The sequence below is a fragment of the Polaromonas sp. P1_F4 genome (genome assembly GCF_056405675.1).
The window spans coordinates 194,757-214,457 of record NZ_JBFUBP010000001.1 but is presented as its reverse complement, the minus strand read 5'-3'; the positions used below and the strand labels follow the sequence as shown (position 1 = coordinate 214,457).

Genomic DNA, 19,701 nt, shown 5'->3' with positions numbered 1-19,701 from the left:
GGAATTCAGTTTAAATATAGCCCACAATCAAACGGCAGGTTGCAAGAATCTGTTCGGGCTCCTGCGATTGCCCGGCGCACCGCCACTTTTTTCTGACTGGAGACAAACCCATGCCCGGTTACTCAGACCCCGGCTTCGACACCCTGGCGTTGCACGCCGGCGCCGCGCCCGACCCCACCACCGGCGCGCGTGCCGTGCCGATTCACCTGACGACTTCTTTTGTCTTCGAATCCAGCGACCACGCGGCCAGCCTCTTTAACCTCGAACGCGCAGGCCACGTCTATTCGCGCATCAGCAACCCGACCAACGCGGTGCTGGAGCAGCGCGTGTCGGCTCTGGAAGGCGGCATAGGCGCGATCGCCACGTCCAGCGGGCAGGCGGCACTGCACCTGGCAATTGCCACCTTGATGGGCGCCGGCTCGCACATCGTCGCCAGCACCGCGCTTTACGGCGGCAGCCAGAACCTGCTGCACTACACCTTGCGTCGTTTCGGCATTGACACCTCCTTCGTCAAGCCCGGTGACCTGGACGGCTGGCGCGCCGCTGTACGGCCCAACACCAAACTTTTCTTCGGCGAAACCGTGGGCAACCCGGGCCTCGATGTGCTGGACATCGAAGCGGTCTCGAGCATTGCCCATGATGCCGGCGTGCCGCTGCTGGTGGACTCCACCCTCACCTCACCCTGGCTCATCAAGCCCTTTGACCACGGCGCCGACCTGGTCTACCACTCGGCCACCAAGTTCCTGAGCGGCCACGGCACGGTGATTGGCGGCGTGGTGGTGGACGGCGGCAGTTTCGACTGGGAAAAATCCGGCAAATTTGCCGAGCTGACCGAAGCCTACGAAGGCTTTCACAACATGGTGTTCAGCGAGGAAAGCACCGTGGGCGCCTTCCTGCTGCGCGCGCGGCGTGAGGGCCTGCGTGACTTCGGCGCCTGCATGAGCCCGCATACGGCATGGCTGATTTTGCAGGGCATTGAAACCCTGCCGCTTCGTATGGCGCGGCACATGGGCAACACCGAAAAGGTGGTGCAGTTTCTTGCCAGCCACCCGCTGGTTTCACGCGTGGGCCACCCCATGCTCGAGTCGCACCCCAGCCATGCACTGGCCAAAAAGCTGCTGCCGCGCGGCGCCGGCTCGGTGTTCAGCTTCGACATCAAGGGCAACCGCGAACAGGGCAAGGCCTTCATCGAGGCGCTGAAAGTCTTCAGCCACCTGGCCAACGTGGGCGACTGCCGCAGCCTGGTGATCCACCCCGCCAGCACCACGCATTTCCGCATGAGCGACGAAGCGCTGGCGGCCGGCGGCATCACACAAGGCACGATCCGCCTGTCGATTGGACTGGAAGACCCGGACGACCTGCTGGACGACCTCAAGCGCGCACTCAAGGCGGCAGAAAAAGCCGGCGTGAAAGCGGGGGCCTGAAGCATGTACCTCGACGTCAACGGCCATAAAACTTATTGCTACACCGGCGGCAAATCTTTTGATGCGGCCAAACCCACTGTCGTGTTTACCCATGGCGTGCTCAACGACCACAGCATCTGGATTTTGCAGACCCGCTACTTCGCGCACCACGGCTTCAACGTGCTGGCGCCGGACTTGCCCGGCCACTGCAAAAGCGAAGGCGAGCCGCCGCAGTCGGTCGAAGAGGCTGCCGGGTTCATCATCGCGTTGCTCGATGCGGCCGGCATCAAAACCGCCGCACTGGTGGGCCACAGCTTCGGCTCCCTCACGGCGCTGCACGCGGCGTCCGTCGCGCCGCAAAGGGTGACGCACCTGGCGCTGCTGGGAACCGCCGCACCGATGAAGGTTTCTCCCGCGCTGCTGGACAACGCACTGAACCAGCCGATGAAGGCCATCGACATGGTCAACACCTTCTCGCATTCCATGCTGGCGCCGCCGCCTTCGTCGCTGGGCCCGGGCACCTGGCTGTATGGAGGGTCGAAGGCGCTCATGAAGCGGGTGCTGGCCAGCAATACCAAAGTCAACCTGTTCCACCGCGGCTTCAAGGCCTGCGACGACTACACCGGCGGTGAAGCGGCCATTGGAAAAGTACAGTGCCCGGTGCTGTTCATCCTGGGCAAGAACGACGCCATGACCTTGCCCAAAATGGCCGCGCCGCTGCAGGTCAAAGTCAAAAATGCCAGGACGGTGATGCTGCAGGCCGGCCACCAGATGATGACCGAGGCACCCGAAGGGGTCTTGTTTGCGCTGAAGGATTTCATCAAGCCATGAGCGTGCCGATGGCCACGCCACCGATGACGCAGCAGCGTGCGCTGGAAATCGCCGCCAGCTTCGACCTGCGGGCGCTGCCGCCGGATTTTTACGCCAACCCCTATCCGGTTTATGCAGTGTTGCGAGAAACCGAACCTGTCAAGCGCATGCCGGACGGTTCCTGGTTCTTCACGCGTTATGCCGACCTGGTGGCGGTGTACCGCGACGCGCAGACCTTCAGCTCGGACAAGAAGGTGGAGTTCGAGCCCAAGTACGGAGCGGGCTCGGCCCTGTTTGAACACCACACCACCAGCCTGGTGTTCAACGACCCGCCGCTTCACACGCGCGTTCGCAAACTGATCATGGGCGCTCTCACGCGGCGCGCCATCGCCGACATGGAGCCTGGTCTCATCACGCTGGTCGATGGCTTGCTGGACGTGATCGAAAGCCGGGGCGGCGGTGATTTGATTGAGGATTTCGCTTCGGCGATCCCGGTGGAGATCATCGGCAACCTGCTGGGCGTGCCGCATGCCGACCGGGCGCCGCTTCGCGCCTGGTCGCTGGCCATACTCGGCGCTCTGGAGCCCAAATTGACGCCCGAACAGGATGCCTTGGGCAACAGTAGCGTGCGGGACTTCACCGGCTACCTCAAGGACCTGGTGGCCGACCGGCGCAAACACCCGGGTGACCCGGAACACGATGTGCTGACACGGCTGATCGGCGAAGAAGTGTCGGGTGAAAGGCTCAGCGAAACCGAGTTGCTGCAAAACTGCGTGTTCATCCTCAACGCCGGCCACGAAACCACGACGAATCTCATCGGCAACGCGCTGGTGCTGCTGCAGGAATGGCCGCAGGCAAAGCAGCAACTGCTATCAAAACTGGAGCTGCTAGCGCCCGTAGATAAAGGGATGCAGGCCGATTTGGCTGTTGAAATCGATGAATTTTTGCGTTTTGAGTCATCCAATCAGCTGGGCAACCGTCGTGCGCTCAAGGCCTGCCAAGTGGGCGGTGTGGACTTGCCGGAAGGCGCATTGCTGACACTGTGCATTGGGGCCGCAAACCGCGACCCGGCGCAGTTTACGCACCCGGAAACGCTGGACCCGGCACGCCAGGACAACCGCCACCTGGCGTTCGGCTTCGGCATTCACCAGTGCGCCGGGCTCAGCCTGGCGCGGCTTGAAGGCCGCATTGCCATTGGCCGCTTTCTGCAGCGCTTTCCGCACTACCGCCTGACCGCCAGCCCCACACGCGGCGGCCGTGCGCGCTTCAGGGGTTTTCTGAAGGCGCCGTTTTCAACGACGGCTACCTGACCTGGCGTTGCGCGCCCCAACGGTGTGGCGGCGCCGCTTCCATCGCCCGCAACAACGCCTGCGTGGATGGCAAATGAGGCACGGCCCTGCTGTCGGTCTGCTCCATCGAGTCCAGCAGGCGGGAAAGGGTTTGCGCATGCGGCGTCAAGGGGCCCAGAAAGTGCGTGCCGCCCGCATCGGCAATCAGCAGCGTGGGAAAGGTCTCCACTTCCAGGTCTCCGACCAGCGCGGCTTCATCTTCAATGTCCAGCCAGACAAACCGGCTTTCCGGATAGCGCAAGGCCATTTCCGAGAAGACGACGCCGTAGTCGCGGCAAAGGCCGCACCAGTCCGCGCAGAGGCAAATCACCCAGCGCGCGTGGGGCGTCGTCACAGGCGGCTCATCATGGGGAGTTTCTGGAAGTAAATCGGTTGGCATGCAGGCAGAAGCGCGGAAAGGGTGTGACGAGGCTGGGCGGCCATGGATTGACTATTATGGCCAGCGTCGCAAAATGAGGAGCACCCCCGGATATCCGGCGCAGGAGACAAACCCATGAATGCCATCAGCCCCGATGCGGCCGAAACCGGCGTCACGACACCCGTTGATCCCCGCAGCTTTGCGTCTTTCGCGGATTTTTACCCCTTCTACCTGGGCGAGCATCGCAACCCGATCTGCCGCCGCCTGCACTTTGCAGGCTCAAGCCTCACGCTGCTCTGCCTGGCGGCACTGCTGGCCACCCGCAACCCGTGGTGGCTGCTGGCAGGCTTGCTGTGCGGCTACGGCTTTGCATGGATCGGGCATTTTGGGTTCGAGAAGAACCGGCCCGCCTCGTTCAAACGGCCGCTCTACAGCTTCATGGGAGACTGGGTCATGTACCGCGACATGTGGGTCCGGGCCTTGCGGCGCAGCAAAAGCAGCTGAACCCTGTTTTCCACGTTGCAGTCCCCAAACCCTTAACGGGCTGTATCAGGAGTCCAGTGACTGCAAAGGGCCAGTTTTTAACGCCTTGAGGCATGCAGCACCTGCCTGCAACGCCGCTTCATGCGTGGGATACGGGTGGTCGGAGCCTTCAATGCGCAGGTCCGCCATATGCTCCTGCGCAGACAGCTGCGTGACCACCCAGTAAAAAAGACCTGCTGACGGCTCCTTCACCCGCACCGCCAGCGGCCCGGGCGCATCGGGAACAGCGGCACTCATAAAGACCGCCCGAGTTCAGTGCTCACGTCTTTGGCGGCAGGGCCTACTTCCGCCACGGCAACACGCAGTTCAAGCTCACTGCAATCGAGTGCGCTGACCCAGTATTTCAGGGAGGCTTCCTCGTTGATGTTGATGGGCTCGTTTGTCAGGGCCGGGTCGGCGATCAGGTTCGATGGTGATGTCACAGTTCTCTCCAGCTTGGTTGTCAATTGAGGGGATTGCAGCAGATGGAGAGAATCGTGGCGTAAGCATAAAGATGGTCTTGTAAGAATTCCTCCCGCGCGCCTGAAGGCCTAACGGGCGAAAATTTGTGCGGTGCAGCATAAAAATTCTTACAAGGCTTACGTCACCCGAACGGCTGTTGCAGGATCAGGCAATCTGGCTGGAAAACAGGCTCAAACCTGCTTCCCGGCACGGCGTTTGGGCTGAAGGCAGAGCCTGCCGAATCGCAAGGAGGCCACGTCAAAGGCCAGATTGACGCGGGTGCGCGCCTGAACCGCCGCGAAGGCGCAACGCAAAAAATTAAGGGCTGGACTCGCCGTCTACCCGGATGCCCAACTGCTTGACCTTGACACGCTGCTCCACGGCCTGACTCCACATTTCGAAGTCTTTATTGGTGGGCGCCGGGCCCTGGCCGGTCTGATAGGCCCACATTTTTGCAGTCAACTCTTCGTAGATCTGCCTGGCTTCCTGGTGCGCCTGCCGTTCATGCGCGATGGCGCCGTCCAATTTTTCCCTGGCTGGTGTTTTTGATGGCATTGTCAGTGCGTGAAAAAATCAAAAAAACAGATTTTGTTACAGCACGCCGGCAGGCACAAATATCCCTAAGCCGTGATTGGTTTTTAGTCCGGATGGACTAGCCTCGAAACCTGCCGATGTGCGGGGGTTGGCGGGTCGGAGTTGGCGGTTTACAGCGCGTCGCGCAGCCGTATGGCCGGCCACCGGGCTTTTTCCCAGAGGCCCTGGACCGCTTCGGCTTTGTCCAGCAGAAGTTGCTGTATCAGCGGCTCCAGCGGCGTGGCGTCTGGATCGGCCAGCAGCAAGTAACGGGCTTCTACCTCGCCCTCGGCTTCATTGAGCTGGCCTACCCAGTCCAGGGCAACCAGTGTTTCCAGTACCGGCTCCAGCTGCAGCCCGTCCACCTGAAGCAGCTCGGCCAGCTGCGAAGCGCTGACGCCCTTGCGCGGGGTAGCCAGTGCCCGGTGCAACTGCTGGAGCACTTCAATGGCCAGCTGGAAATGCCAGCCATGTGCGCTGCCGCGACGGGCCACTCCGGCCAGGAGACTGGGCAGGTACGCGGCAATCACAGCGCCCATCAGTACGATGACCCAGGACACATAAATCCATACAAGGAGGATGGGCAAGGTAGCGAACGCGCCATACACCAGCGAATAGGTCGGCACGGCGCCCAGATACAGGCTCAGCACGCGTTTGGCCACCTCAATGCCCGCAGCCACAAACAGGCCCCCTACCCAGGCATGCGACCACTTCACGTAGGTATTGGGTACATAGCGGTACATCGCTGCCATGCCCCCTGCCACCAGGAAAAACTGCAGGACGCTGAGCAGAAAACGCAGGCTGACCGGCAAGGCGCCCACCAGGCCGCCCGAGGCGGACAGCACATAAGAGGTGACCGCCAGGCTGGCCGCCAGCAGCAGCGGCCCCAGGGTAATGGCAGCCCAATAAATGAGCACACGCTGCGTCAGTGGCCGCGCCTTCTTGACGCGCCAGATACCGTTGAGCGTGCGGTCGATCGTCAAAATAAGCGCGATGGCGGTAACCAGCAGCACGGCCAGGCCCGCGATGCCCAGCTTGTTGGCCTGGCGGCTGAACTGCGTCAGGTAACCCAGCACCTGGCGGGCAATGTTGTCGGGGATCAGGCTCTGGATCAGCCAGGCCTGCAGGGCACCCTGCAACTTCGAGAACATCGGGAAGGCCGTAAAAATGGCCAGCGCCACCGTAAAAAACGGCACCAGCGCGATCGACGTGGTGAAGGTCAGGCTGCTGGCGGTCAGGCCCATGTGATCTTCGCGGAACCGGTCGCGCAGCGTGAGCGCTGTGCCGCGCCACGGAAAGCGCGACAGGTTGCCCAAGAGGTCCTCCAGATATTGCTGAAATTTCATCCCCGGTATCATGCCACTGACCTTGGACGTGTTGACGGTCCAGCGGGTTCCCATGACCATGAACAAAACAACGCAAATTGACATCACCCGCCGGCTCGCGCTGGCCAGTCTGCTGGGCCTTATCGTCCTGGGCCTGGCCTGGGAAATGTGGCTGGCGCCCATACGCCCGGGCGGCTCATTACTGGCGCTCAAAGTGCTGCCGCTGTGCATCCCGCTGGCCGGCATCATGAAAAACCGCATGTACACCTACCGCTGGGTCAGCCTGCTGGTGTGGCTTTATTTCACCGAAGGCGTGGTGCGGGCCTGGAGCGACCGCGCCCCCGGCAACTACCTGGCCTTCATCGAGGTACTGCTGTGCCTCACGCTGTTTGTCGCCTGCGCGATGCATGTGCGGGTGCGGCTGAAAAACGCCTCCACCGCTTCCAGCGCCTCAAATCCATCAACCCCTTAACCTGAAGCCGAACATCGTGAGCACACACACCCAACTGATTGAGTCCCTGCGCCAGATCGTCGGCGCACCCAATGTCCTGATTGATGGCGACCTGACGCCCTGGGTACAGGACTGGCGCAGGCGCGAAACCGGCAAGGCCCTGGCCGTGGTGCGTCCTGGCTCCACGCCTGAAGTCGCGGCCGTGGTGAAAGCCTGCGCCGCAGCACGCGTAAGCATCGTGCCGCAAGGCGGCAATACCGGCATGGTGGTAGGGTCGACACCCGACGACACCGGCACGCAGGTCGTGCTCAGCCTGACACGCATGAACAAGGTGCGCACGCTGGACGCCGGCAACCTGACCATCACGGTCGATGCCGGCTGCGTGCTGCAAAACCTGCAGGAAGCCTGCGAAAAAGCCGGTTTCCTGTTTCCCTTGAGCCTGGCCTCGGAAGGAAGCTGCACCATTGGCGGCAACCTCGGCACCAACGCCGGCGGCACCCAGGTCGTGCGCTACGGCAACACCCGCGACCTCTGCCTGGGGCTGGAAGTCGTGACCGCACAGGGTGAAATCTGGGACGGCCTCTCTGGCCTGCGAAAAGACAACACCGGCTACGACCTGCGCCACCTGTTCATCGGCAGCGAAGGCACGCTGGGCGTGATCACCGGCGCCATCATGAAGCTGTATCCCATGCCCAAATCCCAGCTCACCGCCTTTGCGGCCGTGCCGTCGCTTGAGGCCGCCGTACAGCTGCTGGGCCTGGCGCATGAGCACCTGGGCTCCGGCCTGACCGGTTTCGAAGTCATGGGCCAGTTCGCACTGGGCCTGGTGGCCAGGCACTTCCCGCAACAACGCGTGCCTTTCTGGCAAGAGCACGCCTGGTGCGTGGTTCTGGAGAACTCGGACAACGAATCCGAAGCCCATGCGCGTGAATGCTTCGAACGCTTGCTGGAAGCCGCCATGGAAGCAGGCTGTGTCGCCGATGCGGTCGTCGCCGAGAGCATGGCGCAGGCGCACGCACTGTGGCACATCCGTGAAAGCATCCCGATGGCGCAGGCCGAAGAGGGCCTGAACATCAAACACGACATCTCGATCAACGTGTCGCGCATCCCCGAATTCGTGACTGAAACCAATGCCCTGCTGCTCGCGCGTTTTCCCGGCGCGCGCATGGTCGTCTACGGCCACCTGGGCGACGGCAACCTGCACTACAACGTGCAGGCGCCGGAGAATGAAGACCAGGCACGTTTCCTGAACGAGCAGGAGACGCCCATGAATGCCCTGGTCTACGAAGCGGTGGACCGCTACCGGGGCTCGATATCGGCCGAGCACGGCGTCGGCAGCCTCAAGGTTGATACGCTGCCCAAGCACAAATCACCCGTGGCACTGGACATGATGCGCGCCATCAAACAGGGCCTGGACCCTCATAACCTGATGAACCCGGGACGGGTGCTAAAGGCATAATTAAACCTTTGGCCGCACGCCGCCCCGCCGGCCCCCGCCCCCCCCTGACCCCAAGCCGACTGGTTGTAAATGACCCGCCCCATCCGCTCTCAATATGAAGATTTCATGCGCCATGTGGACACCCACGGCGCCTTCAAGGCCGACCGCACCGGCACCGGCACGAAAAGCGTGTTCGGCTACCAGATGCGCTTTGACCTGAATGAGGGCTTTCCGCTGGTGACCACCAAAAAGGTTCACCTCAAATCCATCGTGCATGAGCTGCTGTGGTTTCTGCAGGGATCGAGCGACAACAACTGGCTCAAGGAACGCGGCGTCACGATCTGGGACGAATGGGCGCGCGAAGACGGTGACCTGGGCCCGGTTTATGGCGTGCAATGGCGCAGCTGGCCAACGCCGGATGGCGGCCACATCGACCAGATCAGCGAAGTCATCAAGACGCTGAAGACCAACCCTGATTCGCGCCGCATCATCGTGAGCGCCTGGAACGTGGCCGACCTCTCCAAGATGGCGCTCATGCCCTGCCATGCGTTTTTCCAGTTCTATGTGGCGCCATCTGAAGTCCAGGGTCAGCCCGGCAACCTGAGTTGCCAGCTCTACCAGCGCAGCGCTGACATTTTCCTGGGCGTGCCTTTCAACATTGCCAGCTACGCTCTCCTCACCCACATGGTGGCGCAGCAATGCGGCCTGGGTGTGGGTGATTTCATCTGGACCGGTGGCGACTGCCACATCTACAGCAATCACCATGAGCAGGTGGCGCTGCAGCTGAGCCGCAAGCCTTTTGCCTACCCCACGCTGCAGATCAAGCGCAAACCCGAATCGATCTTTGACTATCAGTTTGAAGATTTTGAGTTTCTCGAGTATCAGCATCACGACGCCATCAAGGCGCCGGTAGCGGTGTGACATCCGTGCAGGCAGGCGCTCCCTCCGCAGCGCCGGCTTCCACGTTCAATTCGCGGCAACGGTTTTCACTCACACTGCTGGCTCTGGCCTCGGAGCTGATCTTTGTGACGGTGGTCATCTTGCCGATCGCGCCCTTCGTGATGCTTCAGGCCGCCATTTGGGGACCCGGTTTTGCCGCGGTGTTTGGCCTCGCGGCCTTTCTCTTCCTGTGGTGGCTGGTCCAGCCCTCGCCCGGCACGGTTGGCCGGCACACCATTCGCCGTGAAGAAGCACCCGCACTCTTTGAGATGGTGGACGGCTTGTGTACCAGCGCCGCGGCGCCGCGCATCCACCGCATCGTGCTGGACAACGAACTGAACGCGGCGGCTTATCAAACCGGCGGCTTCCTGTCGTTGTTTGGCAGCCGCCGCACTCTCATACTGGGTGTCCCCTTGCTGAAGATGCTGAACAAGGACGAAGTGAAAGCCGTCATCGCGCACGAGCTGGGGCACTTTTCCCGCAACCACGGGCGTCTGGGTCACTGGATCTACAGGGTGCGGGCCAAATGGGACCACTACCTTCACATGCAAGGCAACGACAGCTTCGTGGATGGGGGGCTGAAGGCCATCGCGTCCTGGTTTGTTCCCTACTTTGTCTCGCGATCATCCAGCTGGTCCCGTCAGTGTGAATTCGAGGCCGACGCCGTCGCAGCGCGGACTTCCTCAGCGCGCCACCTCACCGACGCTCTTGCCAGGCTGGAATTTATTTCTTTTCTTCTGGCCCGGAAACTGCCCACACAACTGAGCAGCCTGCGCATGCAATCGGCACACGCGCCCGGCAACTTCTGGGGGCTGATATCCGATCTTGTCGAGGCCCATGGCAGCTTCATGCCGCAGGCGCTCGCGGAGGGAGCCAGCCGCCCACGGCGTGCGCAAGACACCCACCCGCCGCTGCATGAACGTGCGGCGGCGCTCGGCCTGCAGGTCGAGCCACCGCCGGTTGAAAGCTCGCCCTGCGCCGGAGACATGCTTCTCGGCAAGGAATGGGCCCGGGTTTTGTCGGCCTGCAATGAGGATTGGCAGAAAAACACGCAGGCCGACTGGCGATTCGACCACCTGCGGATGCGGTGGCTGGTGGCCGGTGGGGTGCATGTGCTCTTCTCCGAACAAACGCCCGCCCAGACCGAACTGGCGACGGCGATTGTGCAAGAGCAGTTGCAGAGCGACGACTCAAGCCTGGCCCTGCTGTCTGCAGCGGCCGCCCGCCATCCCGAAATGGCCATGGCCCGGTTCTACTTCGGCCTGGCGTTGCTCGAAAGAGGCGACAACGCCGGCGTCGAGGAATTGCGGCAATCGATCCGGCTGGACAAACGCATCGCCCTCGGGGCGCAGAACGTTATTTGCGGCTATCTCGCATCGCATGGCGACCCGAAGGCCGCACGTGAAGCCGTCATACGCCGCCGCTACACGCACAGGAGGCTGACGCCGCTGTACGAGCAGTTGTGGGAGGCCCTCCTGTGCCGCCCTGTACGCGCCATCGCACCCGGTGCGGCGCCGCTTCTGGCGGAGGTGCTGGCGGGTGAATCACTGACCGACGGCTGCTGGGCCGTGCAGCTGGACCTGCCCGACGCGGCAGGCCTGTCTCATACCGTGAATATCCTCGTGGTGCGGATTGACCATGAGCAAGCCCACACAACCGGCCTTGGCGAAGACGCGCTTCGCTCGCGTTACCAGGACTACCTTCAGGCCGTCACACCGCCCGACCAACTGGCGATGGTGCACACTGTCTATACCTCCGAGGCGCTCAATCCACGCCTGCTCAAGCAACTGCAAGCAGTTCCCGGCAGCGCGATCATCGCGCCGGCCAGGCCCCTGAATCTGGATATCATCCGGATCGATTCCCTCTGAACACCATGAAAATCCACATGATCTTCGCCCGCGCCGCCAACGGCGTGATTGGCCGCGACAACACCATCCCCTGGCGCCTGCCGGAAGACATGGCGCGCTTAAAGCGCCTGACCACCGGCTGGCCGGTCATCATGGGCCGCAAGACCTGGGATTCATTGCCGGTGAAATTCCGGCCGCTGCCCGGCCGCACCAACATCGTCATCACGCGGCAGCCTGACTGGAAAGACACTGGCGCCGAAACGGCCGCGAGCCTGGCTGACGCGCTGGCGCTATGCCCATCTTCAGCCGAGGTGTGGATCCTGGGCGGCGCGCAGATTTACGCGCAGGCGATGCCGCTGGCAGATCGCATTGAAGTCACCGAGATTGCCGAAACGATTGAAGGCGACGCCTATGCGCCGACACTGGGGCCCGAATGGCGGGAGGCCGCGCGTGAAGACCACGTGTCGGCCAACGGGATGAAGTTCAGCTTCATCACCTACCGAAAATAGGCCCTGCTCCCATCGCAACACACACCACAACGCATAACAACACACTAGGAAAAGATATGTCAGGAGGCGGATTTCACGTACACGGGCCCCACGACCATGAGCTCGAGCATGCGGCTCAAGGTGGCCACGGCGGCCACGACAACAGCGGCATGATTGCGCAGATCGCAGTCATCACGGCCATCATTGCCACCATAGGCGCCATCTTTGCCTACATGGGCGGCGCCACGCAGGCTAATGCGGGCCTCTACAAAAACAATGCGGCCATCAAGAAGACCGAGGCCTCCAATCAGTGGAATTACTTCCAGTCGAAAAGCACCAAGCAGTCGCTGGCCGAACTCGCTCGCGACCTGGCGCCTGAGGATAAAAAAGCCGGCTACCAGGGCAAGATAGACCGCTACGAAAAAGAAAAAAACGAGATCAAGGTCGGCGCGGAGAAGCTAGAAGCCGAAGCCACCACCTGGGACAAATCGTCCGATGAGCAGATGCACCAGCACCACCGATGGGCGCAGGCCACCACCGTGCTGCAGGTCGCCATTGCCCTGGCGGCCATCGCGCTGCTGACCCGCAAGAAGTGGCTTGAATATGGCATGTTCGTCGTGGCCGGTGTGGGGCTGGTCATTGGCGTATTTGCCTTGCTACATATTTGATAGCTACTTGCGCACGTCCTTATTGGGCTGGAGCACTAAATCATGAAAATTGCCACCTGGAACGTGAACTCCCTCACTGCGCGGCTTGCGCATGTGCTGAACTGGCTCGCGGCCAATCCTGTCGACGTGCTGTGCCTGCAAGAGCTCAAGATGACGGACGACAAGTTCCCGCTGGAGGCGCTCAAGGCCGCCGGCTATGAAGCCGTTGCTTTTGGCCAGAAAACCTACAACGGCGTGGCCATCCTGTCGCGCACGCCGCTGCGCGACGTGGTGAAGAACATCGTCGGCTTTGAAGACGAGCATTCACGCGTCATTGCCGCCACGGTGGATGGCCCTGCGGGACCCATCCGCGTGCTGAACGGCTATTTCGTCAATGGGCAGGAGCCCGGCAGCGAAAAGTTCGCCTACAAGATGCGCTGGCTGGGAGGTCTGCAGGCTTATGTGCGCGCGGAGATGGCAGCCCACCCACAACTGGTGCTGCTGGGCGACTTCAACATCGCACCCGAAGACCAGGACTCGTTCGACCCGGAGGGCTTGCGCGACACCATTCACCACACGAAGGAAGAGCGTGAACATTTCCGCCAGCTGGTGGCGCTGGGCCTGACCGACAGTTTCCGCATGTTCGAGCAGCCGCTCAAAAGCTTTTCGTGGTGGGACTACCGCATGCTGGGCTACCAGAAGAACCGCGGCCTGCGCATCGACCACATCCTGGTCAGCGACGCCCTGAAGCCGCAAGTCAAAGGCTGCACCATAGACCGCGTGCCCCGCAAATGGGAAAAGCCCAGCGACCATGCGCCGGTGACCGTGGAATTGAGCTAACCCCCGTCCAGGCTCACTGCGTGTAGCCTGCTCCCCAAAAAGTGATGCACCCCTGTCCAAGCTCACTGCGTGTAGCTTGTTCCCCCCTCAAGGGGGCGGCGCCTGCGGCCCGGCAAAGCCGGTTCCGCGGCTGCCCACTGGTGAATACCAGCCCTCACTGCTTACGCACTGAACTCTTAAAGCCAGCATGAGCCGCGGGACTGGCTTTGCCAGACCGCAGGCGGGCGGCCCCCTCGGGGGGCAGGGAGCTACACGAAGTGAGCGACCGTGGGGGCCACATTCACTCCAGATTGAGCTCCTGGATCTTGCGCGTGATGGTGTTGCGGCCTATGCCTAACTTTTGAGCGGCCTCAATGCGGCGCCCGCGTGTATTGACCAGTGCGGTCTGGATCAGTTTGGATTCAAAGCGCCGGGTCAGCACATCCCACACGTCACTACGACCGGTCGCCAGCAATGCCAGGGCTTCTGCTTCAAGACCACTTTCCCAGCTTTGCTCAAGGCCAGGGCCTGACGGCACCGGCATTGCGGCTTCGGCGGCATGGCTGGCAGGCGTTTTTTCGGCGCCGGTGCCTGCTGTCCACTCTACTTTGGCAGCACCCGCTTTCTCGGCCAGCGCCTGGGTTTTGCCCAACTCAGGGATAACGCCCAGCACTTCGGGTGGAAGATCCTTGGGCTCAATCACCTGCGCCGGCGCCATGACGGTGAGCCAGTGGCAAATGTTTTCGAGCTGGCGCACATTGCCGGGGAAACCAAAGTTGCTGAGCTGCTGCAGCGCCAGGTCGGAAATCCGCTTGGGCTCTACACCAAGCTGCTTGGCGCTTTGCTGCAGGAAGTGGCGTGTCAGCATGAAGACGTCTTCGCGCCGCTCACGCAGTGCGGGCAGGCGCAGGCGGATCACGTTGAGGCGGTGGAACAAATCCTCGCGAAAGCCGCCTTCCTTGACGCGCTGCTCCAGGTCCTGGTGGGTGGCGGCGATCACGCGCACATTGGCCTTGACGGCGTTGTGCCCGCCGACGCGGTAGAAGTGGCCGTCGCTCAGCACACGCAAAAGCCGCGTCTGCAGGTCAAAGGGCATGTCACCGATTTCATCGAGAAAAAGCGTGCCGCCTTCGGCCTGTTCAAAGCGGCCGCGCCGCATGGTCTGCGCGCCGGTGAACGCGCCGCGCTCATGGCCGAACAGCTCGCTTTCAAGCAAATCCTTGGGGATGGCCGCGGTATTGATGGCCACAAAAGGCCCATTGGCGCGCGGCGAATGCTTGTGCAGCGCACGCGCCACCAGCTCTTTGCCCGAGCCTGACTCACCGGTGATCATCACGGTCACCATGCTCTGACTCAAGCGCCCAATGGCGCGGAAAACGTCCTGCATGGCAGGTGCCTGGCCCAGCATTTCGGGCGCGGAGGCCATGCGCTCTTCAGCCACCTCTTCGCGCTGGCTTTCTTCCACTGCGCGGCGAATGAGTTCTACCGCCTTTGGCAGGTCAAACGGCTTGGGCAGGTATTCGAAGGCGCCGCCCTGGAAGGCGGACACCGCGCTGTCGAGGTCGGAGAATGCGGTCATGATGATGACCGGCAGGCCGGGGAGTTTTTCCTTGACCTTTTCGAGCAGATCCAGACCAGAGCCGCCCGGCATGCGTATGTCGCTCACAAGAATTTGCGGCCCCTCGTCCTCCGTCGCGCTTTCCAGTGCGGCAAGAACTTCGCGGGGATTGGTGAAACTGCGCGTAGGAAGGTCCTCGCGGAGCAGGGCCTTTTCCAGAACAAACCGGATGGACTGGTCATCATCAACGATCCAGATCGGTTTCATGTAGTGCAGTCCCTTTTTTCGTGCTTTCAATGCAGGGCTTTCTGGAACCCTCTGCACGATCGCGTTATGTATCAATCATGGCTGAGAACACATTTCAAGGCAGCGGTATAAGCAGCTTGAAATCTGTACGGCCCGGCACACTGTCGCACTCAATCAAACCGTGGTGTTGCTGGACAAAGGTTTGCGCCAATGTCAGCCCCAGCCCCGAACCACCTTCCCGCCCGGATACCAGCGGATAGAAGATGCGGTCTTTGATGGAGTCCGGCACACCCGGTCCATTGTCGATAACATGCAATTCCAATGCCAAGCGATAGCGCTGCTTGCCAAAAGTTACCTGCCTGGCGATTCTTGTCCTGAAAGTGATGTGCGCATTGCCCGCTGCCACCCGTTCCGCCAAAGCCTGCGCGGCGTTGTGCGCGATGTTCAGCACCGCCTGAATGAGCTGTTCGCGGTCTCCGCGGAAATCAGGAATCGAGATGTCGTAGTCGCGCGTAACCCTCAAACCTTTTGGGAACTCCGCCAGGATCAAGGAGCGGACGCGCTCACACACTTCGTGAATATTGACATCGCCCACCAGGTGCGGGCGGCGGTGCGGGGCCAGCAGGCGATCTACCAGCGTCTGCAGGCGGTCTGCCTCATGGATGATGACCTGGGTGTACTCGGTCAGGTCCTTGCCGATTTCCATCTGCAGCAGCTGCGCAGCGCCGCGAATACCGCCCAGCGGGTTTTTGATCTCGTGGGCCAGGTTGCGGATCAACTCCTTGTTGGCCTGCGCCTGGTCGATCAGGCGTTCTTCGCGCTCCTGCTTGGCTTGCTGCTCCAGCGGCAGCAGCTCCACAATCGCCTCACCCGGGGTGTCGGTCTGCGCCACCACCACATGCACGGGCAGCGGTTCGTGGTTCAGGCGCCTGAGCCACGCGTCGTAACGCAGGGCGGCAAATTCATTGCTGCCCGCGCCCTCCAGCGCATTTTGCAAAATGAGCGGCTCGGTAAAGCAATCGGGGAGCTGCGAGCCTTCAATGGTCCGCCGCGAGGTGCCTAGTGCGTCTTCCAGCGCGGCATTGGCAAACACCACGGTGCCGTTGGTGCGCACCACAGCCACCAGCGTGGCCAGCAGGTCAAACGCCTGAAAGCGCGGGGGAAGTCCTTTGACCGGGACGGACGATAAAGCGACGCGGATGGAGGGCTTGTTCAAGCCATCCATTTTCCTCCAGAAGCCGGCTTGTCGCGGCTTATCGCCTTGGTTTAATTGACGACAGCCGCTGAGGCCGGGGCAGGCAGCCGGGAGATTTCGCGCTTCAGGCCGGCAATGTCGCTTTGATTGCGGGCGATGCTGTCCTTGAGCTCGGCCACGCGGTCCAGGTAGCGCTGGTAATTGCGGCCCTCAATGCCCTGTTTTTCAGGTTCACCGTTGTTGAATTCTTTTTGCTGCTCGGCCAGCTTGGCTTCGGCCTTTTTCAATTCGGCCTCAAGAATGGCGCGCGAGTCGTTGTCGCGGGCCCGCTGTTCGGAGCTGCCATCGGTGCGCGGGCCACTGGAGCCTGCAGCCGCAGCCACACGAACCGCGGCTTTGGGCACCGGCGTGCTCTGCATCACCGTCACATTGCCGCCGGACAGCAGTTTGCAGCTCCGGGTTTGGGCGTCTTTGGCGTTGTTGATGTATTCAGGGGCCGCGCCTCCGATGCCCGCGCAGCGGTATATCTGCTGCGCCCATGCAGCATTCCCCGCGCCAGCCAGCAGCAACGACAAGGTAGAAAGCAATAAGGTGTGTTTCATAGGAACTCCTGATGCCCAGGAAGGGCGAGGACGGTCTATCAGTATGCGGCAAAGGTGCCGAAATACAAAGCCAGCAAACCCACAACCTGCCGGGGCAATAAAAAAGGACGGCATATGCCGTCCCTTTTTGACCACAAACTGTACAAGTAAACAGTAGGCAGTTGAGCTTTCGCTCCCTGATTACAGGGAGTAGTACATCTCGAATTCGATGGGGTGGGTCGCCTGGCGCAGGCGGGTCACTTCACCCATCTTCAGTTCAATATAGGCGTCGATCATGCTGTCGGTGAACACTCCGCCCTTGGTCAGGAAGCTGCGGCCCACGTCGAGTGCGTCCAGCGCCTGGTCCAGGCTGTGGCACACGGTTGGCACTTTTGCGTCTTCTTCGGGCGGCAGATGGTACAGATCCTTGGTGGCGGCTTCGCCCGGGTGGATCTTGTTTTCCACGCCGTCCAGACCCGCCATCATCAGGGCCGAGAAGCCCAGGTAAGGGTTCATCAGTGGATCGGGGAAACGTGCTTCGATACGGCGGCCCTTTGGATTGGCAACGTAAGGAATGCGGATCGATGCCGAACGGTTTTTGGCCGAGTAAGCCAGCTTGACCGGTGCCTCATAGCCGGGAACCAGACGCTTGTAGCTGTTGGTGCCTGGGTTGGTGATGGCGTTCAGGGCACGTGCGTGCTTGATGATGCCGCCGATGTAGTACAGGGCGAAATCAGACAGGCCCGCATAGCCGTCGCCGGCAAACAGGTTTTTGCCGTCTTTCCAGATGGACTGGTGAACGTGCATGCCGGAGCCGTTGTCGCCGACAACAGGCTTGGGCATGAAGGTGGCGGTTTTTCCGTAGGCGTTGGCCACGTTCTGCACCACGTATTTCAGGACCTGGGTCCAGTCGGCGCGCTGAACCAGCGTGCTGAAACGGGTACCGATTTCGTTCTGGCCGGCGCCAGCCACTTCGTGATGGAACACTTCAACGGGGATGCCCAGCGATTCGAGGATCAGGGCCATCTCGGCGCGCATGTCTTGTGTGCTGTCGACAGGAGGCACGGGGAAGTAACCACCCTTCACGGTAGGACGATGGCCGCGGTTGCCGCCTTCGAGCTTGGCGCCGGAGTTCCAGGGTGCTTCGTATTCTTCGATCTTGAAGAAGGTGCCCGACATGTCGGTGTTCCAGCGCACGTCGTCAAAGATGAAGAATTCTGGCTCAGGACCGAAGTAAGCGGTGTCGCCCAGGCCGGAAGCCTTGAGGTAAGCCTCTGCGCGCTGCGCGATGGAGCGCGGGTCGCGGTCATAGGCCTTGCCGTCGGCGGGCTCGAGCACGTCGCAGCTCATGAACAGCGTGGTTTCTTCAAAGAACGGATCGATGTTGGCCGTTTTTGGGTCAGGCATCAGTTGCATGTCAGAGGCTTCAATGCCCTTCCAGCCGGCAATTGAGGAGCCGTCGAATGCATGGCCCGACGTGAATTTGTCTTCGTCAAAGTGGGACACGGGCACGGTCACGTGCTGCTCTTTGCCCCGGGTATCGGTAAAACGGAAGTCAACAAACTTGACTTCGTTTTCCTTGACCATTTTCATGACGTCTGCGACGGTCTTTGCCATCAAAATCTCCTGTTGCTGGATGGGTGGTTGAAAAATCTATTCGGGCTGTCGAATGCACTTTTTGTGCCACAGACATTGGCGGTTGAGTTTCCTGCCAAGCCCCGGATTGTGCCGCTGATTGTGCCGTGATCTGGCTTCACTTCCCGCCTTGGCACAGCCGAAAATACAAAAAACACCTGGTAGTAACAAATGCACCAATTAGGTGCAAATCACAAACCGCACATATTTGGGGCTCTGATTTAACGCACCAATTCGGGGCCGAATTTCAGGTCAAATTTGTGCAGCCCCGCCAGCATGTCGGGATAGGCGCGGTTCACCGCTTCGGGGGCGCCTTTCACTCCCAATTCAATATGCCGGCCATATTCAGGGTGGTCCACGCTCGGCAGGCTGAACACTTTGACACCCGCATGTGCCGCTTCAATATCGAGCATCAAGGGCGTGAGCATGGCCTCCATGGACCCAAAAATGATCACTGATTTTTCGGTGTAAGCCGACTTTTGGTGCAAGTGCGGATAGCTGTTGTCAAGCACCCATTCGATCATCGGCCAAGCCATCACAGGAAAGCCCGGAACGAAGTGAACCGCCCCCTGCCCCGCCCGGCAGGTAAAGCCCGGAATCTTGTTGTACGGATTCGGAATGATCTCTGCGCCGACCGGAAACACGCCCATGTTCAACCGATGGATGTTGTCGTCCCGGTCAGGCTCGTAGGGCGTGCCCTGCTCTTTGGCCACATCTGCCATGCGTTCGAGGATCAGTGTTTTGGCCGTGGGATGCAGCGCAAGGTCAACGCCCAACGCTCTGGCGGCGCACTGCCGGGTGTGGTCGTCCGGAGTGGCACCTATACCGCCGCAGGAAAAGACCACGTCGCCATGTTCACGCGCGGCGGCAAAAGCGCGCGCCAGCGTGGCCGTGATGCGGGCAGGGTCGTCGCCCACATAGTCGGCATAGGCCAGCTGCAAGCCACGCGCGCCCAGCAGTTCGATGGCTTTGGGCAGGTGCTTGTCGGCACGTTTGCCGGAAAGGATTTCGTCGCCGACGATGATGAGGCCGAATTGTGGGGTCATGTTCAGGCT

The 19,701-nt window shown here is 61.3% G+C and carries 21 protein-coding genes; 11 read left to right on the top strand and 10 right to left on the bottom strand.

Annotation, left to right across the window (positions count from 1 at the left end):
- Positions 1-110: 110 nt before the first annotated feature.
- Genes AC1DYQ_RS01045 through AC1DYQ_RS01035 form a run of 3 tightly spaced genes read left to right on the top strand, consistent with a single transcriptional unit; the run spans position 111 to position 3,523 of the window.
- Positions 111-1,424 (top strand): O-acetylhomoserine aminocarboxypropyltransferase, encoded by a 1,314-nt coding sequence (locus AC1DYQ_RS01045; protein WP_477685205.1) that lies wholly within the window; start codon positions 111-113, stop codon positions 1,422-1,424.
- Between the two features lie 3 nt (positions 1,425-1,427).
- Positions 1,428-2,234: an alpha/beta fold hydrolase gene (locus AC1DYQ_RS01040; protein ID WP_477685204.1), complete on the top strand. Its 807-nt coding sequence runs from the start codon at positions 1,428-1,430 to the stop codon at positions 2,232-2,234.
- Positions 2,231-3,523: a cytochrome P450 gene (locus AC1DYQ_RS01035; RefSeq protein WP_477685203.1), complete on the top strand. Its 1,293-nt coding sequence runs from the start codon at positions 2,231-2,233 to the stop codon at positions 3,521-3,523. The genes AC1DYQ_RS01040 and AC1DYQ_RS01035 overlap by 4 nt, the downstream gene beginning before the upstream one ends.
- Here AC1DYQ_RS01035 and AC1DYQ_RS01030 read toward each other — a convergent pair.
- Positions 3,516-3,896, bottom strand: coding sequence for a thioredoxin family protein (locus AC1DYQ_RS01030; protein ID WP_477685202.1), 381 nt, complete (start codon positions 3,894-3,896; stop codon positions 3,516-3,518). The two genes, AC1DYQ_RS01035 and AC1DYQ_RS01030, sit on opposite strands and share 8 nt — an antisense overlap.
- Before the next feature lie 159 nt (positions 3,897-4,055).
- On the opposite strand from AC1DYQ_RS01030, the gene AC1DYQ_RS01025 reads away from it, so the two are divergent.
- Positions 4,056-4,424: an Mpo1-like protein gene (locus AC1DYQ_RS01025; RefSeq protein ID WP_477685201.1), complete on the top strand. Its 369-nt coding sequence runs from the start codon at positions 4,056-4,058 to the stop codon at positions 4,422-4,424.
- A gap of 45 nt (positions 4,425-4,469) precedes the next feature.
- On the opposite strand, the gene AC1DYQ_RS01020 is transcribed toward AC1DYQ_RS01025, so the two are convergent.
- From AC1DYQ_RS01020 to AC1DYQ_RS01005, 4 genes are all read right to left on the bottom strand, one after another.
- Complete coding sequence (locus AC1DYQ_RS01020; protein ID WP_477685200.1) at positions 4,470-4,700, bottom strand: hypothetical protein; 231 nt, start codon at positions 4,698-4,700, stop codon at positions 4,470-4,472.
- Positions 4,697-4,885 (bottom strand): DUF3606 domain-containing protein, encoded by a 189-nt coding sequence (locus tag AC1DYQ_RS01015; RefSeq protein ID WP_457280090.1) that lies wholly within the window; start codon positions 4,883-4,885, stop codon positions 4,697-4,699. Before AC1DYQ_RS01015 ends, AC1DYQ_RS01020 begins: the two co-directional genes overlap by 4 nt.
- A 337-nt stretch (positions 4,886-5,222) precedes the next feature.
- Positions 5,223-5,459 carry a hypothetical protein gene (locus AC1DYQ_RS01010; protein ID WP_477685199.1) on the bottom strand — a complete coding sequence of 79 codons (237 nt, stop codon included), beginning with the start codon at positions 5,457-5,459 and terminating at the stop codon, positions 5,223-5,225.
- A 149-nt stretch (positions 5,460-5,608) separates the two neighbouring features.
- Positions 5,609-6,823, bottom strand: coding sequence for a YihY family inner membrane protein (locus AC1DYQ_RS01005; RefSeq protein WP_477685198.1), 1,215 nt, complete (start codon positions 6,821-6,823; stop codon positions 5,609-5,611).
- Positions 6,824-6,881: 58 nt separating this feature from the next.
- On the opposite strand from AC1DYQ_RS01005, the gene AC1DYQ_RS01000 reads away from it, so the two are divergent.
- The 7 genes from AC1DYQ_RS01000 (at position 6,882) to xth (ending at position 13,452) form a co-directional block, all read left to right on the top strand.
- A complete protein-coding gene (locus AC1DYQ_RS01000; protein ID WP_457280087.1) occupies positions 6,882-7,274 on the top strand; it encodes a DUF2069 domain-containing protein in 393 nt (130 codons plus the stop codon).
- Positions 7,275-7,290: 16 nt separating this feature from the next.
- The gene (locus tag AC1DYQ_RS00995; protein WP_477685197.1) at positions 7,291-8,712 is read left to right on the top strand and encodes an FAD-binding oxidoreductase; all 1,422 of its coding nucleotides are present in this window, start codon (positions 7,291-7,293) and stop codon (positions 8,710-8,712) included.
- Positions 8,713-8,781: 69 nt separating this feature from the next.
- Positions 8,782-9,612 (top strand): thymidylate synthase, encoded by an 831-nt coding sequence (locus AC1DYQ_RS00990; protein WP_477685196.1) that lies wholly within the window; start codon positions 8,782-8,784, stop codon positions 9,610-9,612.
- Positions 9,609-11,498 carry a M48 family metallopeptidase gene (locus AC1DYQ_RS00985; protein WP_477685195.1) on the top strand — a complete coding sequence of 630 codons (1,890 nt, stop codon included), beginning with the start codon at positions 9,609-9,611 and terminating at the stop codon, positions 11,496-11,498. The genes AC1DYQ_RS00990 and AC1DYQ_RS00985 overlap by 4 nt, the downstream gene beginning before the upstream one ends.
- 5 nt (positions 11,499-11,503) lie before the next feature.
- Positions 11,504-11,986, top strand: a complete 483-nt coding sequence (locus AC1DYQ_RS00980) for a dihydrofolate reductase (RefSeq protein WP_477685194.1) — start codon at positions 11,504-11,506, stop codon at positions 11,984-11,986.
- A 56-nt stretch (positions 11,987-12,042) separates the two neighbouring features.
- Entirely contained in the window at positions 12,043-12,633 is a 591-nt protein-coding gene (locus AC1DYQ_RS00975) for a DUF4337 domain-containing protein (protein WP_477685193.1), read from the top strand.
- 42 nt (positions 12,634-12,675) lie between these two features.
- Positions 12,676-13,452, top strand: coding sequence for an exodeoxyribonuclease III (gene xth, locus AC1DYQ_RS00970; protein WP_477685192.1), 777 nt, complete (start codon positions 12,676-12,678; stop codon positions 13,450-13,452).
- A 280-nt stretch (positions 13,453-13,732) separates the two neighbouring features.
- On the opposite strand, the gene ntrC is transcribed toward xth, so the two are convergent.
- The 5 genes from ntrC to AC1DYQ_RS00945 form a co-directional block, all read right to left on the bottom strand.
- The gene (gene ntrC, locus AC1DYQ_RS00965; RefSeq protein WP_477685841.1) at positions 13,733-15,256 is read right to left on the bottom strand and encodes a nitrogen regulation protein NR(I); all 1,524 of its coding nucleotides are present in this window, start codon (positions 15,254-15,256) and stop codon (positions 13,733-13,735) included.
- A gap of 94 nt (positions 15,257-15,350) precedes the next feature.
- Positions 15,351-16,460: a nitrogen regulation protein NR(II) gene (gene glnL, locus AC1DYQ_RS00960; protein ID WP_477667926.1), complete on the bottom strand. Its 1,110-nt coding sequence runs from the start codon at positions 16,458-16,460 to the stop codon at positions 15,351-15,353.
- A 41-nt stretch (positions 16,461-16,501) separates the two neighbouring features.
- On the bottom strand, positions 16,502-17,032 hold the full coding sequence (locus AC1DYQ_RS00955) for a hypothetical protein (protein ID WP_477685191.1): 531 nt from the start codon (positions 17,030-17,032) through the stop codon (positions 16,502-16,504).
- Positions 17,033-17,212: 180 nt separating this feature from the next.
- The gene (gene glnA, locus AC1DYQ_RS00950; protein WP_431097519.1) at positions 17,213-18,628 is read right to left on the bottom strand and encodes a type I glutamate--ammonia ligase; all 1,416 of its coding nucleotides are present in this window, start codon (positions 18,626-18,628) and stop codon (positions 17,213-17,215) included.
- Between the two features lie 239 nt (positions 18,629-18,867).
- Positions 18,868-19,692: a competence/damage-inducible protein A gene (locus tag AC1DYQ_RS00945; RefSeq protein WP_477685190.1), complete on the bottom strand. Its 825-nt coding sequence runs from the start codon at positions 19,690-19,692 to the stop codon at positions 18,868-18,870.
- Between the last annotated feature and the right edge of the window lie 9 nt (positions 19,693-19,701).